Origin of the sequence: Acetobacterium paludosum (assembly GCF_008086595.1) — a bacterium.
Taxonomy (GTDB): domain Bacteria; phylum Bacillota; class Clostridia; order Eubacteriales; family Eubacteriaceae; genus Acetobacterium; species Acetobacterium paludosum.
Genome location: NZ_RXYA01000014.1, coordinates 23,926 through 40,281, shown reverse-complemented (window position 1 = coordinate 40,281; position 16,356 = coordinate 23,926). Strand labels below are relative to the sequence as shown.

Sequence of the window (16,356 nt, the reverse complement as noted above, 5' to 3'; positions counted from 1 at the left end):
ATTGCTTATTGATTGTAAATAATAGTAACAGATGTTAAAATTGAGATAATATAAAAACAGAAGAAGAATTGATAATGTTGATTTATACGGTTATCTTTATAAGTTTAGTATGTGTGCTCTATACAATAGGTGTCGGTTTCTGACCGTAGTAATCTTATCGAAATGGTGAAAAAACGCAAGAAAATTCAAGTGAGTGATTAAATTATTTGGAGGGGATATGTTAAATTTTAGAGTTGCAGTTGAAAAAGATGTTGCGTTGATTCTTCATTTCATTAATGAATTGGCAAAATATGAAAAAATGGAAAATGAAGTTGTTGCTACGGAGGTATTATTAAAACACTGGTTGTTTGAGGAAAAAAAAGCTGAAGTTATTTTTGTACTAGTCGATAAAAAAGAAGTAGGCTTTGCGCTTTTCTTTTATAACTTCTCAACGTTTCTCGGAAGAGCTGGGATTTATCTCGAAGATTTGTATATTTCTCCTGAATACCGTGGAAACGGGTTCGGCAAGGCACTGATTAAAAAACTGGCACACATTGCGGTTGAACGGGGATGTGGAAGACTTGAGTGGTGGTGTCTTGATTGGAATAAACCAAGTATTGATTTCTATTTGTCCTTGGGAGCCGAGCCCATGAAAGACTGGACTGTATACAGAGTCGCAGGAGAGAAATTGACAGCACTGGCAGATTTTTAGAGATCTAATAGATAGTCATTAATTGGGAGATATTTTAGTTTCCAGTTAGTAGGAAACGTCACCACCACCAGGCTGAGATGAAAAAAGGAACCTTATAAGGTTCCCAGGATTATTGGCAAACTCATTATTAAGGACAATTAATAATCTTTAATAATTGAGTTCTTTTATGTTGCCAACAATATTGCTAATCGTCAAATATTATTTATTTGATGATTAGGCTTTTGCAGAGGCAAGGAATTCATTAAGTTGGGTAACGAGAGATTCAACACTGATGCCATGAACTGCACACGCTTCTTCCAGGGATTCTGCCTGTGAAGAGGGACATCCAAGACAGTGCATCCCAGACTCCAATAAAATAGGAGCAAGACCGTCATTCACCTTTAATAATTCACCAATTAACATACTTTTGTCTACATTTTGCATAAAAATCCTCCTGCAATTCTCTTATGGAATAAGATTAATTTGTTTCTGCTTAAAAAATAGTATAACATAACAGGCAATAAAAATCTGTGCTTATTGCAACAGGTTTAAAAAAAGAGCAATTGTTATTTTAAAAATGGAAGTAAAAAAGAAAACAAATTAATAATCGATTGGACCGGTTGATTTAAAAGCGCATAGTTCAAAAGATGTGTTGCAATTTTTAGGATGGGCAAATATAATAGTTAAAAGTAGATTGTTTCATTTATGGAAGATAAGGAGAATGATATGAAAAAAATTAAATTTAGCCGATTTATACCAGCAGTAATATTTTCCTTGAGTTTGGTGATTATGTGTTCAGGTTGCGGTAATAACGGAGCAGTTAAGGATGCCTACAATTTTTACAATAAAGTTCAACTTGGACAGTCAAAAGATGATGTCGATAATACTTTAAAGGTTACTCCGAAAGAAAAGGATAATGGCTTTATTTATTCGGATAAGGATACGGGTTACGGTGTTACTGTTTATTATGATTCCGATAATTTTGTTAAAACAAAAGCAATGTATAATGCTGATAATACTAAAATATTTAAACTAAGTAATGCAACAGTAACAGAAGATCAAGTAGCAAGTATCTCTGAAGGAATGACTTATGATGAGGTAAAGACAATTCTTGGTTCGGAAGGGAAAGAGACCATTACAACAGTAAATCCAGAAGATGAGAATAATCCAATTTCTATGATGATTTGGTTCAATGATGATGAAACTGGAATTTATATAACTTTTAATGGTTATGAAGGAACGGTTAGAGATATTAAATACTGGAAATGATTGTTTTTCTTAAAAAAAGGCTTGTGAAGGCCTTTTTTTAGTGCAAACGTTTCTACGAAAAATTATGGGGTATTAAAAAAGCGAAAGGCTATAGATATTAACAGGACTTAATTGTGGGAAAGGGGGGTGAGTATAATGTCTGAAACTACTTTGATCCTGCATTTAATTGGGATCCTATTATTTCTGGTTTGGATAATTATACTTTTACGCTATGATCAGAATAATACAGGTGATGATACAATCCAAAGGTGTTCTGTTGTAAAATTAAATGATGTAAATGATAATGCGATCTTTAATTTTTATAGTCAGGTTAAAATGAATCAATTTAAAGCCGAAGTTGACGATATTTTGGGCGCTGTTCCGGAAGTTGATGAGGACGGTTTATACACTTATATTGATACAAACACCGGTTACGGCGTTTGTATCGCTTATAATGATAGAGAACGGGTCACACTTAAAGGAATTTCAACGCCTGAGTGTGAGAGTGAATTGATTGCGCTAGGTAATATGAGTGTAACACCAATTCAAGTGGTAAGTATAAAAGAAGGAATGAGTTATGAAGAAGTAAAAAGAATACTTGGGGGAGAAGGAATAGAAGTAATTTGTGTTGAAAATCCACTGGATAGGGATAAGCTGCTTTATGGAATGGCATGGATTAATAAAGATGGAACGGCTATAACGGTGCAGCTGGATGGATATAAAGGAACTGCATATAAGGCTAAATTTCGAGAGTGCTAATGCTACTTTAATTATTTTCATCAAAATGAAATTGTTATATTATTCTTATTCATATATAATGGAGATAAATTACTAATAGAAAGATTAAGAGGAGACCTGTGAAAAATATAATAAAAATAGTCCTGCTCCCGGTTTTATGTGTCGGTCTTTTGGCTGGATGTGCAAATTCTGCTGATGAAGCCTTATCCCTTAAAAAAAATGATACTCTTTATCAGGTGTCCACCATTAATTCTCTTTTGGCGGGAAATTATGATGGATTCATAAGTTCTGGCGAGCTGAAGAATTATGGAGACGTTGGTATCGGAACATTTAATGCATTAGATGGAGAAATGGTGATGATTGATAATACAGCCTATAAGGTTAAATCCACTGGTGAAGTAGTGAAAGTGTCAGATACGGAAACCACACCTTTTGCAGTGGTGACTCATTTTGATAAGGATGCCACAGTGGAACTTACCAATATCGCCAATCTTGATGCTTTAAAAGCGGAATTGGACAAGCTCATTGAGAATAAGAACTTATTTTATGTATTTAGAATTGACGGGACATTTAAGACCATTCAGGCTCGTTCGGTACCCCGTCAGGAAAAGCCGTATCCGGTTATGACTGAGGCGGTCAAGCAACAATCGGTTTTTAGTTTTACTAATGTTACCGGAAGCATCGTTGGAATCTGGTGTCCTGATTATATTGGGGGAGTCAATGTCCCAGGTTATCATTTCCATTTTATTTCCGAAGATCGAACACAGGGGGGACATTTGCTGGATGTGAGTTTTGATAAGGCTCTGGCATTTGCTGACAGCACCGACGGTTTTGTAATGGCGGTATCGCCGACTGAACCAGAAGGATCGGTGAAGGATTTAGGTAGTGAACTTGATGCGGTTGAGCAATAAATAATCAGATCTGAAAATGACAGTTTGAGATCAATCGTCAGCATTGTGAATCATGGAAATGGAGCTTATGAAATATGAATGAAAATTCCAGATACACCGTCTGCTATTATCGGCTTTTTCCTGTATGCGGAATCGGCAGTTTTTCTAAAAAAATATTTTCATTAATTCGGGAAGAAAAATCGACTTGGTCTCGTTATATAAGTGTGCAGAAAAAACGGAGGTATAATTTGATTGAAAAAATATAAAGAAGGGGGATTGGATGATGAGCTGATCGAGAAGTATATTGCCAGCGGTCATTCTCAATATTTCGAACCATTAGTTGAACGCTATGAAAAATATGCTTATATTTATGCGTATTCCCTTCTTAATAATCAATTTGATGCACAGGATGTGGTAGCTGAAAGTTTTATAAAAGCATTCACAAAAATCAAGCAGTACAGGTTAGGGAGTAATTTTAAAAACTGGTTTTTAAAAATTGTCCATAATGGGTGTTTTGATCTTTTACGAAAGAAAAAAACAATGATCTCTCTTGATGATATAGAAAACAGTGAATCCTTTTATAATGACGCGGCCCTGAGCTACAATAATATTGATTCCCTGGATTTTGGAGAGATGAAAAAGCATCTGGAATGTTTGCCCCATGAGCTCAGGGGTGTCGTCATTCTACGGTTTTATTATGATTGGGATTATAAGACCATTTGCGAATTTTTAAAAATTCCTATGGGGACATTGTCATCACGATTAAATCGGGCCTGCAGCAAGCTCAAAAATATGATGAAGGAGGAATGAGACATGGAAAATTTAGACAAGATGATAATAGAATGTTTGGGATTTAAGGATGAAGCCGTTAAAAATTTTGTTTTGTCCATACCATTTGAAAGCCAGAAGTTAAGCATTATGAGGCGGATTAATAAAGCAAATGAACCGGTCACTTCCATTGATTGGTTTTATCCTTTGATTTTTGTATTAGCGATGGCTTTTTCGGTTCTCATGATCAGATGTGCGATTTTTCCAGCCAGTCAGAACACATTTCTAGTTTCGATTTTTACCAGCATGGTTATTGATTATTCAAATCAATTATGGGAATGTTTTAGGGCCCTTTCATTCATCTTTTCAGTACTCATATGCACAGGAATTTATTTCTTGATTGCGCATTTAAAAAATGAACAGAGATTTTGGTAAACACGTGATTGTAATAAAAATGAAGGAGATAGGGTAATGTTTAAAAAAATAAGTTTGTCAGTTTTAATGATGGTGATGATTCTGCTCATCACTGTTTCAACGGCTTTTGGCGCTTCGGAAAAATATGAGGGCTATTACGATAACTCAGGAAATATTAGTATTACAGATGCGACGGTATCGGACAATGATTTGTTTTTTGCAGGTTCCAATATCGCGGTTAAATCGGTATTTAATTCAACTACTTTTTTTGCTGGCAATTCGGTTATCCTGGACGGGGAATACAACGGCGATGTTTTTGCAGCGGGAAATACCGTTACCATTAACGGGAAAATAAATGGGAATCTTTACACCGCCGGAAATCAGGTGACTATCAATGGTTTAGTCGATGGTGATGTGTTTTCAGCTGGAAATAATGTGACCATCAGTAATACCGCAACGATCAATCGGGATCTTTATATTGCTTCTTCCCGCGCTTATATGGATGGAAACGTTGGTCGAAACCTTCGTTTCAATGCTGGAAATGCAAACATTAACGGTACCGTGAATGGCTATGTGGAATCAGATGTAGAACAGTTGATTATCAGCAACAATGCTAAAGTTACTGGAGCAATTGATAATCGCAGTGCTAATGAAGCCATTGTATCTGCTAATGCATCAGTACCAACAATTAATTGGGAACAAGTGAAGGAACAGACAGTGGAAAAAGATCAAGGAACAAGTATTGGTTCCATTATTTTATCCATTATTACCAAGCTGGCATTTATACTGGTTATCTGGTTATTGATTACTTTCCTGACCAAAGACTTCAACGAAAATACCGGTATTATGGCCAAAAAGCATATATTGGCATCGCTGGGAATAGGGGCGGCGTTGCTGTTTATTTCACCCTTACTGATAGGATTGTCCTTTATTATTTACGTGCCTTTCGGTATTGCCATGACGCTGCTGATTATTGCAACATGCATCCTCAGTATGCCGATAGCAGTTGTCGTATTCTCAAAACTTTTGGGCAGGTTCTTTAATGATAAAATGAAACCGTTGTTGAGCTCTTTCGTTTCAGTTTTAATTATTGCTGCTGCTGTGATTATTTTAGAATTCATCCCTTTCTTAGGTGGTTTCGTGGGATTCTTCCTGATGCTTTTCGGACTGGGATTTATGGGATACAATATCCTTTTCACCAACAGAAAATTAAAAGAGGAACGAGATTTAATGACAGAACTTGTATTTACTGAAAAAATTAATAATGACGTTGCCGAAGAGGTATTAGCGATTGAAGAAAAAGATGAAAATCAGTCAGTTGAAGATTCAGAGGAAAACAAATAAGAATCCGATCTAAGCGCTGAAAAGTAAAATGAATAAGGCCAATTGTTTTATCTGGTTGTGGACATCATAACAAACAGGATTTTTCTGTTTGTGTTTGCCACATACAATGATAAAACAATTGGCCTTTAAATTTGGTGTTATCGACGTTATCTTTCGACAAAATCAATGATAATTCGGGTGAGGTCATCCCGCAGTTTATTGGGCTGATCATCAGTCAGATCATCTGTGCCGGAGTAAATAAGCACAAAGGATTTGGCATTGGGTCCAACTCCGATTTTTATTTTCGGTTCGTCTTCGAAATGTTCCGGTATATTATCGTTTCTCAGAGCGATATACATTTTATCTTTATCGGCAAAGAGTTTGACCAAGGTTCTTCCGTCGGCTGATTTGACACTGTAGGAACCATTGAAGATAATGATCTTTCCGGTTGTCAGTTTGTCCGATAAGGAGAGAATAAATTCTTCCAGGTTTAGCTTTAAGATCGGATTCCATTGATCCATAACAATTGTTTTGACAGAGGGATCATTGTCGTTGGTCCCGATTTCAGCGGGTAAATGAAGAAAGTTCCGTTTAGCAATGGGATAATAACCGTGTGTTCTTTCAATAATATTGTTATCATCCAGCATAGCATAAGAAATAAGACCAAATGATTTTCTTTCGGTGTGCCAGCTTGTGACCCCAATTGCGGGAAGAAATTTCTTGTTCTTAAAAGGGATAACATCCATCGGATCATTGGTTAAGGCAACGAATAGGAAATCGGGATTGTATCCGAAATTTTCGATACACAATTTAATCATACTCGGCTTTTTCAAGGTTCTTGGGACATCATGATAGACTTTTGAAGCGGTATTGGCTGATTCAATAACACTGTCTTCTTTCATGCTGTTGTAGGCTTTTGCAAAGCGATACATCAGGGCAAGTTTAATATTCAGTTTATTGGACACACCCTTATAGGAATTAGGCAGTAAACTGACATTTAGTTTTTCTGAAGCATCATTATAAGCGCAAATTCTGGCTTCAACAAAAATAACATGGCGTTGAAGGAACTTTTCTTCAGCGATGATAATCAGATTTGGACTGCCAAACTGGGAAAGTGAGGGCTCAACGATAAAATCAATTTTGACAGTATCAGAAATCCAGGTCGGTTCATAATTATCAGAAAATTTGATCGTTTTTAAAAATTTTTTTTGTTTTGCGATATCGGTTCCCATATCAAGAATAATGCTAGTTACAAGACCGCGTTCACCGTAAAAAGTCAATGGCATAGAAAAAACCTCCATTATTAGTAAGTTAAGTATAACATGGCAGGATAATAATAAAAAGGACTTTGATTAAAAAATAACAAACGAATATCAGGGTTGAACAAAGAGCACAAAAATCCTTTCGGATTCATGTGTGAATTGAACCCGAAAGGATTTTTGTGGATAAATCATCAATAGTAAAGTTTAGTTAGTACTTATCCATTTCCATATCATCTAATACGATTCTTGGTTTAGGAGCAGAACTGTCTGATTGTTTTTCGGATTTTGAAACGGTTGGATGCTCCTTCATTCCCAAACCGATATTGTCGTGACTTTTCAGTTTAAATGTATCCACCATGCCTTTAAGCATTTGTGCCTGGCCAGTTAGCTCTTCACTGGCAGCAGCACTTTCTTCAGCAGTAGCAGAGTTGGTTTGAACCACTTGAGAAACCTGCTCGATCCCTTGAGTGATTTGGGCGATTTCTGAAGCTTGATCGTTGGAAGCCTGGGCAATATTCCCAACTAAGCTAGCAACTTTTTCAATATGATTTAAAATATCTCTCAAACTTTCAGCTGTTTCGTCGGCAATCTTTGTTCCAACTTCCACTTTTTCAATGGATCCTTCAATGAGGCTGGTTGTTTCTTTGGCAGCTTCTGCACTTCTTGCAGCCAGTGAACGAACTTCTTCTGCAACTACCGCAAAACCTTTCCCCTGCTGTCCAGCTCTGGCAGCTTCAACGGCGGCATTTAAGGCTAGAATATTTGTTTGGAAAGCAATATCGTCAATGACCTTGATGATTTTTGAAATGCTGTTAGATGAATCATTGATTTCTACCATGGCTGTGACCATTTTTTCCATTCGATCATTTCCAATCTGTGCATTCGTTCGAACTTCAATCGCTCGATTGTTGGCTTCGTTGGCGCCAAGTGCATTGCGCTTGGTTTCTGCGGCAACCTCCTCAATAGAGGCGGTTAGTTCCTGAATGGAACTTGCCTGTTCGGTTGTTCCCTGGGCTAGGGCCTGACCGCCATCGGATATTTGTATAGCACCTGATTCGACTTGTCCGGCGGAATCATTAATCTCGGCCATGACTTCGCTTAAATGTGTGGTAATGTTGTTGATGGCAATTTTAATATTGACAAAATCACCATGATAGTAAGTCGTGATTTCCTGGCTGAGATCACCCTCACCAATGAGTGTTAATGTTTCGGAAATTTCATCTACATAGCGTTTCAAAAATTTAACAGTTTTATTCATATCATCCTTGATTTTACCATTTTGTCCTTTGAAATCACCCTCCATGGCAATGCTCAGATTGCCCTGTGACAGTTCGTTTAATACCCGAGAAGCTTCTTGTATCGGGGCAGTGACTGCATCCAGGGTGTTATTAAAGCCTTGGATGACTTTGGCATATTCGCCTGGGAAACCGTTGAGATCACCACGGTTATCCAAATCGCCTTCAATAGCCACGCGAGCCATTTTATCCGTTTCATCAACCAGCATTACAATGTTTTCAATCATGGCTGTTAAACTTGGTATTAGATTATCATTTTCACTATGTTTTCCAGCTGATTTCAGTTCTGCAAGGTCAGTCATATCACCGGTTGCAATATGGTTGGAAATATCAACAATATGAACCAGCTTGTCATGAATGCCATTAATCGATTCAGCTATTTCAGCATATATTCCCTGGTAGCTTCCTTCAATTTTTGCAGAAAAATCATTTTGGCTTATCAGTGCTAAAACTTCATTTCCTTCTTTCAAGGCACCTAAACCGTCAATACAGGAGTTGATATTGTTTTTTATGGCATTGAAGTCCCCACGATATTCGGTTGTAATCTTTGGCGGGATTCGACCATCCCCAATTCTTTCAATGGATTTTATGGCAACTTTGAGAGGGTTCTTAAAGGTAGTCACAATTTTATTCACGCAGATAAGAAAATCTTTATAGGAACCGGGATAGTTGTCTGTGTTTCCTTTGAAATCCAGTTGACCCTCTATAATCGCGGTTTTAATTTCTTCCATGCCATCATGAAGTTTATTCATTTCGCTGATGACTGAATTTAGGGAATAGGCGAGAACATCTCGGTCAGACTCGGGATTGATTTCAACACTGAAATCTCCGTCAGCTAAACGCTGAGCGGCCTGGGCCTGAAGTTTTCTGCTTTTAACCATCTCGCCGAAGGCGATCATGAGTTCGCCAATTTCATCATTACTGGTTGGAATAACCTCTACATCGACATCACCAAGTGCCAATTTATCAGCGGCATCTTTAAGCTTAATAATAGGGGCGGTCAGACGCTTGGCTAAAATGTAGGCGGTGAGACCACCGAGTAAGAAAACAATAATTGAGGCAATTATAATGGCATTTCTTAAATTGATCATGGGTGCCAGGACGTTCGTTTGATTTTCGGTAATTACCAACGTCCAATTGGTCCCAGGAATGGGTGCGGTGGCGGCAATTTTTGTTTCGCCATTATGTTGATATGAAAGCATGCCAGTTTGCCTGGTTCCAAGATCTTTTAGGGCTTGTCCGAAGTCTTTAAAAGGTCCATTTTTGTCAATGTCATCAAATACATTAGTCTGATTCATAATTACCTGATCGTCGGGATAGGCCATGAGTTCGCCGTCTGAATTAACGACAAGACCGTATTTTTCAACGCCATCCCCTAAAGCATTGGTGATATCTTTTAAAAAGGTAGGATCTCTTCTGCCAACGAGTAGACCCACGACCTGCCCATTGCTTTTAATCGGCGCGACATCAAAAACAACGGGTTGTAAAGTTACCTTGCTGACAGCAACATCTGAAATAGCACTTTCGCCTTTAAATCCATTTACATACCAAAACTGGCCGGCAGAATCAAACTCTCCGCCACCCAGTACATATTTAGCGTGGCCATTTAGATCCATGATTGCAATGTCCTGATAACCAAGTTGAGTGGCATCAGGCGATAAAGCTGCAACCTGAGTAGCCCAATCCATAGAAGAAAGACCGGCTCTTCCGGTAACTTCAGTAAGTGTTGCCAAATTTCCAGTTATAATAGCGCCGATATGGGAAGCTCCTTCGGTGGCATATTCTTTTGCATCATCGTTTGAGCGATTTGTAATCGCTGAGGATCCCATATTATATGAAATGACGCCTAGGGAGACTACGGCAACTGCAAGAATTGCAAAGATAAATCCGATTAGTTTTGCGGACAAATGTCTTTTTTTTCGCCCTTCATTTTTAGTACTTGTTTTTTCATTTGTTTGATTCTCGTTCATTGAATAACCCTCTTTTCAATTTTATGCTTTCCTAATTTGACATAATATTTACATAAAAAAACGATTACACGCTTTTGCATTTCAATAATATGTCAACAACTATATTATTTAGTATAACCATTATTTGCAAATTTTCCAGTTTTATTCACTGTAAATTTTAGTGATTCATTATTTGTACGTTTCTGTTGAAAAAACTTGAACTTTCTACTGGATTCTGTTAAGTCTTAAGCGATAAGCAGTGTGAAAGCCATTGTTATGATTATTATTTTCATGGGTAAACGAGATCAGAGTTCTTTATTGTGAAATTAATGAATTCTGATCGTTTGATACTGAGCGATCCCGGTATTTAATAGGCAACTCTGTCGATTCTTTTTAAACCTTTTGCTTGCAATAGGACAATACTTAAATTTGTTGATAATAAGACTGGTAAGGTGTTGGAAAAATTGGTACAATAAAAAAACGACAGACGTAAATATACTTGTTAATCTTGTTTTAAATGATTGTTTTTATAGGTATAAAATAATGTAAATTGGAATAGAGGAAAAATTCATGATCAGTAAAACAGTCGTTGTACAAACGATAAGAGATTTAACAGCCTTTGTACATACGGATGAAATCAAAAAAATCTTCAAAGAATCATCTTCGGTATTTATTCAGATCTTCATACCAGAAATGGAGGCTGACTGGGCTATGAGTATTGAAGCTGTCCTAAGTGAAACATTTCCCGCAGCTGTCATTGTAGGGGGATCAAGTATGGGGGGGATTGTTCATGGGGGATTGTGCATCGAATCCACTATCTTATCGATCACTTTTTTCAAAAAAACCATGGTTAAAGGTTTTATCGTTGATGGATCCGGTAATGATTCAAAAGCGTTGGGTAAGACATTGCAACAAAAAATTAGCAGTTCTTGTAAGAATATAGCAGGAGTGTTGTTATTGGCAACAACTTCGAATATGAATGTTGCAGAATTTTTGACCGGTTTCTCAAACCTGAAGGGCACTTTTCCTGTTTTTGGAGGAGGCTCCGGGAATGTTGCAGAGACAGAAGACTCTTTGTTGTTCCTTAATCATGAGGTTCAAACCAAAGGGGTAGTAGCGGTGGCTTTTATCGGAAATTACATTAAGATTGAAGCGCATACATACCTTGGATGGCAAGCATTAAGTAAGGAGATGGTTGTTACGGAAATGGATGGACCATGGGTTAAAAAAATCGATGATCAACCGGCCTTTAGTATATATCATCGTTATCTTGATATTCAAAATGATGAGAACTTCTTTCTAAATGTATCAGAGTATCCTTTATTGCTAAAAAGAGATGGTGTTGAGTATGCTAAAACTCCAGTAGCAGCAAATAAAGAAAACGCAATTAAATTTCTTTCTGATATAAAAGTTGGAGAAACCTTTCGGATTGCTTATGGAAATCCAAAAACAATGATTGATCAGGCCCAAGTTATTCAAGATCGGATCGACATCTTCAATCCAGAATCGATTTTCCTTTACAGTTGTGTTTCCCGATTGTCTCTGCTTCAACAAGATGTGGATTTAGAGACGAAACCTTTTGAAGCAATTGCAACGACCTTCGGATTTTATACTCAGGGTGAATTTTATGGTCGAGTTGACAATATACATCTTCTTAATGCGACGATGGTGGCGGTTAGTATGAAAGAAGGGGCAAAGAGTAGGAAGAGAATCAAAAGGGGCAGCCAACCGTTACTCTCTGAGAATTCGGATCCTTTTGCCAATAAACATTTTCAGATTATTTCTCGTTTGGTTAATTTTATACAAGCGGTTACAGAAGAACTTGAGGAAGTAAACAAAGAGTCCCGAATTCTTGCCGAAAGAGATTACTTAACGCAAGCCTACAACCGAGTGAAAGCTCATGAATTTGTTGAAGCTGAAATAAAACGTTGCCAACGCTATGATACAGAATTATCTTTTTTAATTTTGGACGTGGATCTTTTCAAAAGTATCAATGATACCCATGGACACAATGCTGGTGATGCCATCCTTGTCTATCTTGTCAAAATGCTTAAACAGGAAATTAGAGATATTGATATGTTAAGTCGCTGGGGGGGGGAAGAATTTCTCGTTATTATGCCTGAAACTGATCTTGAGGGCGCGAAAATATCGGCGGAAAGAATTCGCAAAACAATTGAACAGACTATATTTCCTAAAGGAAATCATCAAACATGCAGTATCGGGGTCACTTCATACAAAGCTGGAGAACGCTTTGAGGAAACCATTGATCGTGCCGATCAAGCTCTTTATGAAGCAAAAAAAGGCGGGCGAAACCGCGTTGTGGCAAAATGAAGAATAGAAATTTTCCGAAAGAATTGCGAAAAAGCCTTTAAAATTGGGACTATAAATTCAGCTAATAATAAAACTCGATTATTTGAATAAACCAGTATTTTTCATTAGTTGAATTTGTTGTTCAAAGGGAAATGTTAATATAAAAAGATATAAAGGTTTGTAAAAAACATTTGACAAAACATCCAGAATAGCTTATGATATTAGAGAATTAAAGTGTATAGATTGATTTCACATATTTTTGAAAGTCATTTTTACGTTTAGATGGTTTCTAAAAGTATGTGTTTTTGCTTTTTGCATCACGATTTAATTAAAATGTAGGAGGTACCAAAATGAATACAGGTACAGTAAAATGGTTTAACGAGGAAAAAGGTTTTGGCTTTATTTCAGTAGATGGTGGCGAAGATGTGTTCGTACATTTCTCTGCAATTGTTGCTGAAGGACGTAAAAATCTTGTTGAAGGACAACGCGTAACTTTTGACACAGAAAAAACTGATCGTGGCTTACAAGCTACAAACGTTCATGTTGCATAAGTTTTTAATGTAACAAGGGGCGCGATGTCTTTTAACTTTTTAAGTTAGAAAGCATCGCGTCTTTTTATGTCTTAAATTAAATAAAAAAAGGAAGATTTCTGCATTTGCAGTGATCTTCCTTTTTTATTTTAAGCCTAGATAAGACAAAGGACGTTTGCTTGATTTTATTAAAAATGACTGGATCAACTGGGGTGAGTCATTATAATACGGCAAAGGCTAGAGTGTTTAAACCATAAGGGAGCAGGGTAAATATATTTATATTTAAAGGAGTGATGATATGGAAAAGGTATCCGTTGTTGAATGCCAGTCTTATACACAAGAAGAAGTTTATCAAGCTGTGAAAACAGCGATTGAAGGGATCGGAGTTGTGATTTCTCCCAATATTACCGTTTTGATCAAACCAAATATTCTGTCACAGAACAATCCGGGTCAGCATACGATAACTCATTATGCTTTAGTTGCGGCACTGTGCCGGATATTAAAAGAAAAAAACTGCAGAATTCTGATTGGTGAATCAATTTCATTTTACGAGACCGGGCTTACACAAAAGGCGTTCATAACATCGGGAATAAAAGAAGTTGCTGAACAATATGATGCAAAGTTGATTGCTTTTGAAGAAGAGCGGCTAATCAGAATTGATCAAAACTTGGTGGGGCTAAAAGAACTTTATATACCGAGCGTTCTTCTTGAGGTTGATATGGTGATTAATGCCTGTAAACTTAAAACTCATTCCGGGATGCGCTTATCAGGTGCGGTAAAGAACATGTTCGGCTGCCTTCCCGGGGGGTATAAACAGAAAATTCATCGTTGGACCAAGAATGAATTCGAACTTTCGGATGTGATTCTGGATTTGCATAATATTATAAAACCAGCGTTATCGGTTATGGACGCAATAGAAAGTCTGGATGGTGGACCTACGGCCTTGGGACGAGCGGTAAAAACCGCCCGGGTGCTTGCATCCACTAATGCAGCGGCTCTGGATAGTATTGCGGCTAAAATGATCGGATATAAACCTGAAGAATTGCCTATTCTGCTTCAGGCAAAAAATAGGGGGATGATTAAAAACTTTGAAGATATCGAAGTTGTGGGGGAATTCACACCGATGACTTTTAAAAAATTGGTTAAAAAAGACCTCTACAGGGCATCAAATAAAAATAGTATTTTTGTCAAGGACACCTATGTAGATCTTTCCATTGATGCATCCCGCTGTAAAATGTGTGATAAATGTGTTGATATCTGTCCTATTGGCGGCATCAAAGTGGAAGACGAAAAGATGTTTCTGGATACGGGTGAATGTATCAGCTGTTATTGTTGCATGTTCGTTTGTCCCCACAATGCCATTAAGATCAAATCATCACTCATGAACAAACTGATCCGGTTGATCAGAAGAATAACAAAATTATAGTCAGATAAATAACAGCCATTGTAAAAAAAAAATGATATTCAGTAAAACGGGAGGAAAAGAAGATGGAGCATGAGAAACTTATAGAATATTTTAATAGTCTTGACCGATCATATTTTATTGATAATGAAATGAAAACATTTGCTGACCTTGATACACCTTTGCCCATTGGTCACGGGCAGACAATTTCTCAGCCCAGTCTTGTCTTGGAAATGACACGGCTTCTAGAACCAGAAAAAGGGTGCAAGGTACTTGAAATCGGAACCGGATCTGGTTACCAAACGGCGCTTCTCGCAAAATTTTCAGGGAACGTATTTACCATTGAGCGAATTGAAGAGCTGGCAAAAGAGGCGAAAAAGAGATTGGATGCATTGGGGTATACTAATATTTATTATAAAATTGGGGACGGAAGCGAAGGCTGGCTGGAAAATGCCCCTTATGATCGGATCATGGTCACCGCTGCAGCAGGGAGTGTACCAACGGATCTTTTGGATCAGCTTGCTAACGGGGGTAGAATGATCATACCCATCGGGCCTGAAAGCCTCCAGGAACTCCAACTCATCATCAAGGACAACAACGGAGAGATTCATATCCAATCGATGGTTATGGTGAAATTTGTTGAAATGAAGGGAAAGTATGGCTGGTCAGAATAAAAAATCGGTTTTGCATCGGCAGTTCTAACCAGCCTGAAATACTAATTTCTTCATTTTTCACCCCTCCGAACGATTCAGTCTTAATGAGAGATAGAAAAATTAGATATATTTTATGAAAGCATTTTCTTTAAATTTCTTCAGACCAGGTATTCTTAATTTTCACGTTCCGTTGATTGAATTCAGGAATAATGGTTTCGGTATTGCCGATCTTATCTTTGAATTTCTTAATAATTCCAAAATCATCCATGAAGTGCATGGGAATCATGACCTTTGGGTGAAAGGTTTCAATAAAATACTGTCCGGCTTTGTAGAATGAATCTCCCAGACGCGGGTCGACTGGTACAAAAGCAAATTCCATGGGGAGATTTTTCATTTTTTCTATTTCTGCTTTAAAATCGATTTCTTCCTGTTCAGGATCAATTTCTGGTTTGAGCTTGGTATCCCAATCCCACCAATTCAAATCTCCGGCGTGGAAGATTCGATGCTGGTTGGTGGCAATATAATAGGACAGGCCCTGGTCGGTGGAGCCAAAGGTTCTGATATCCATCCCGCCCAGTGACATATGCTGGTAGGGCTCCATCGTATGGGTTTGGAATGTTGAAACTTTTGGAATATCTGAACTTAAAATATATGTGGGTTTGTAAATCCGATCCATTGAGAAAATGTCCGCGGTATAATGATCGCCATGTCCGTGTGTCACAAAAAAATAGTGGGGGATATTTTTGCGCAGCAAACTGGTTGGAATATGGGTAAAGCAATCAAAAATTAAAGTTTTGTCATCAAATTGAATCAGGAATCCGCTATGGTGCAGGTGATAAATTTTCATTATGAACCTCTCTTGTTTAATTTTTATTTTTGTTGGGTAATAATTCGCATAGAATAT

General features: G+C 37.5%; 14 protein-coding genes and 1 pseudogene. 11 read left to right on the top strand and 4 right to left on the bottom strand.

Translation table 11 applies throughout. The features are described 5' to 3' along the window. Positions 1–217 precede the first annotated feature (217 nt). Positions 218–691: a GNAT family N-acetyltransferase gene (locus tag FZC41_RS13880; RefSeq protein ID WP_148568040.1), complete on the top strand. Its 474-nt coding sequence runs from the start codon at positions 218–220 to the stop codon at positions 689–691. Between the two features lie 213 nt (positions 692–904). Here FZC41_RS13880 and FZC41_RS13875 read toward each other — a convergent pair whose 3' ends face one another. Beyond that, entirely contained in the window at positions 905–1,114 is a 210-nt protein-coding gene (locus FZC41_RS13875; RefSeq protein ID WP_148568039.1) for a DUF1858 domain-containing protein, read from the bottom strand. 282 nt (positions 1,115–1,396) lie between these two features. Here FZC41_RS13875 and FZC41_RS13870 point away from each other — a divergent pair, with 282 nt between their 5' ends. From FZC41_RS13870 to FZC41_RS13845, 6 genes are all read left to right on the top strand, one after another. After that, on the top strand, positions 1,397–1,939 hold the full coding sequence (locus FZC41_RS13870) for a hypothetical protein (RefSeq protein ID WP_148568038.1): 543 nt from the start codon (positions 1,397–1,399) through the stop codon (positions 1,937–1,939). Positions 1,940–2,074: 135 nt separating this feature from the next. Beyond that, positions 2,075–2,677 (top strand): hypothetical protein, encoded by a 603-nt coding sequence (locus FZC41_RS13865; protein WP_148568037.1) that lies wholly within the window; start codon positions 2,075–2,077, stop codon positions 2,675–2,677. 98 nt (positions 2,678–2,775) lie between these two features. After that, on the top strand, positions 2,776–3,567 hold the full coding sequence (gene budA / locus FZC41_RS13860) for an acetolactate decarboxylase (protein ID WP_148568036.1): 792 nt from the start codon (positions 2,776–2,778) through the stop codon (positions 3,565–3,567). 231 nt (positions 3,568–3,798) lie between these two features. Then, on the top strand, positions 3,799–4,356 hold the full coding sequence (locus FZC41_RS13855; protein WP_148568035.1) for an RNA polymerase sigma factor: 558 nt from the start codon (positions 3,799–3,801) through the stop codon (positions 4,354–4,356). Positions 4,357–4,359: 3 nt separating this feature from the next. Further along, entirely contained in the window at positions 4,360–4,749 is a 390-nt protein-coding gene (locus FZC41_RS13850) for a hypothetical protein (protein ID WP_148568034.1), read from the top strand. Between the two features lie 36 nt (positions 4,750–4,785). Next, complete coding sequence (locus FZC41_RS13845) at positions 4,786–6,072, top strand: polymer-forming cytoskeletal protein (protein WP_148568033.1); 1,287 nt, start codon at positions 4,786–4,788, stop codon at positions 6,070–6,072. 146 nt (positions 6,073–6,218) lie between these two features. Here the strand turns inward: FZC41_RS13845 and FZC41_RS13840 are convergent, their stop codons facing one another. Both FZC41_RS13840 and FZC41_RS13835 read right to left on the bottom strand, forming a co-directional pair. Beyond that, a complete protein-coding gene (locus FZC41_RS13840; protein ID WP_148568032.1) occupies positions 6,219–7,337 on the bottom strand; it encodes a hypothetical protein in 1,119 nt (372 codons plus the stop codon). A gap of 184 nt (positions 7,338–7,521) precedes the next feature. After that, positions 7,522–10,578: a methyl-accepting chemotaxis protein gene (locus FZC41_RS13835; RefSeq protein WP_243136728.1), complete on the bottom strand. Its 3,057-nt coding sequence runs from the start codon at positions 10,576–10,578 to the stop codon at positions 7,522–7,524. 549 nt (positions 10,579–11,127) lie between these two features. On the opposite strand from FZC41_RS13835, the gene FZC41_RS13830 reads away from it, so the two are divergent. The 4 genes and pseudogenes from FZC41_RS13830 to FZC41_RS13815 form a co-directional block, all read left to right on the top strand. Further along, positions 11,128–12,888: a sensor domain-containing diguanylate cyclase gene (locus FZC41_RS13830; protein ID WP_148568031.1), complete on the top strand. Its 1,761-nt coding sequence runs from the start codon at positions 11,128–11,130 to the stop codon at positions 12,886–12,888. Between the two features lie 329 nt (positions 12,889–13,217). Next, positions 13,218–13,418, top strand: a complete 201-nt coding sequence (locus tag FZC41_RS13825; protein WP_148568030.1) for a cold-shock protein — start codon at positions 13,218–13,220, stop codon at positions 13,416–13,418. A gap of 277 nt (positions 13,419–13,695) precedes the next feature. Then, entirely contained in the window at positions 13,696–14,823 is a 1,128-nt protein-coding gene (locus FZC41_RS13820; protein WP_148568029.1) for a DUF362 domain-containing protein, read from the top strand. Between the two features lie 59 nt (positions 14,824–14,882). Next, positions 14,883–15,473: pseudogene (locus tag FZC41_RS13815) on the top strand (protein-L-isoaspartate(D-aspartate) O-methyltransferase); the annotation flags it as partial. A gap of 127 nt (positions 15,474–15,600) precedes the next feature. On the opposite strand, the gene FZC41_RS13810 reads toward FZC41_RS13815, so the two are convergent. Continuing rightward, positions 15,601–16,299 (bottom strand): MBL fold metallo-hydrolase, encoded by a 699-nt coding sequence (locus tag FZC41_RS13810; protein WP_148568027.1) that lies wholly within the window; start codon positions 16,297–16,299, stop codon positions 15,601–15,603. Positions 16,300–16,356 lie beyond the last annotated feature (57 nt).

Coding starts and splice junctions, on each gene's coding strand:
- FZC41_RS13880 (WP_148568040.1), top strand. CDS start 218: ATGTTAAATTTTAGAGTTGCAGTTGAAAAAGATGTTGCGTTGATTCTT.
- FZC41_RS13875 (WP_148568039.1), bottom strand. CDS start 1,114: ATGCAAAATGTAGACAAAAGTATGTTAATTGGTGAATTATTAAAGGTG.
- FZC41_RS13870 (WP_148568038.1), top strand. CDS start 1,397: ATGAAAAAAATTAAATTTAGCCGATTTATACCAGCAGTAATATTTTCC.
- FZC41_RS13865 (WP_148568037.1), top strand. CDS start 2,075: ATGTCTGAAACTACTTTGATCCTGCATTTAATTGGGATCCTATTATTT.
- FZC41_RS13850 (WP_148568034.1), top strand. CDS start 4,360: ATGGAAAATTTAGACAAGATGATAATAGAATGTTTGGGATTTAAGGAT.
- FZC41_RS13845 (WP_148568033.1), top strand. CDS start 4,786: ATGTTTAAAAAAATAAGTTTGTCAGTTTTAATGATGGTGATGATTCTG.
- FZC41_RS13840 (WP_148568032.1), bottom strand. CDS start 7,337: ATGCCATTGACTTTTTACGGTGAACGCGGTCTTGTAACTAGCATTATT.
- FZC41_RS13835 (WP_243136728.1), bottom strand. CDS start 10,578: ATGAACGAGAATCAAACAAATGAAAAAACAAGTACTAAAAATGAAGGG.
- FZC41_RS13830 (WP_148568031.1), top strand. CDS start 11,128: ATGATCAGTAAAACAGTCGTTGTACAAACGATAAGAGATTTAACAGCC.
- FZC41_RS13825 (WP_148568030.1), top strand. CDS start 13,218: ATGAATACAGGTACAGTAAAATGGTTTAACGAGGAAAAAGGTTTTGGC.
- FZC41_RS13820 (WP_148568029.1), top strand. CDS start 13,696: ATGGAAAAGGTATCCGTTGTTGAATGCCAGTCTTATACACAAGAAGAA.
- FZC41_RS13810 (WP_148568027.1), bottom strand. CDS start 16,299: ATGAAAATTTATCACCTGCACCATAGCGGATTCCTGATTCAATTTGAT.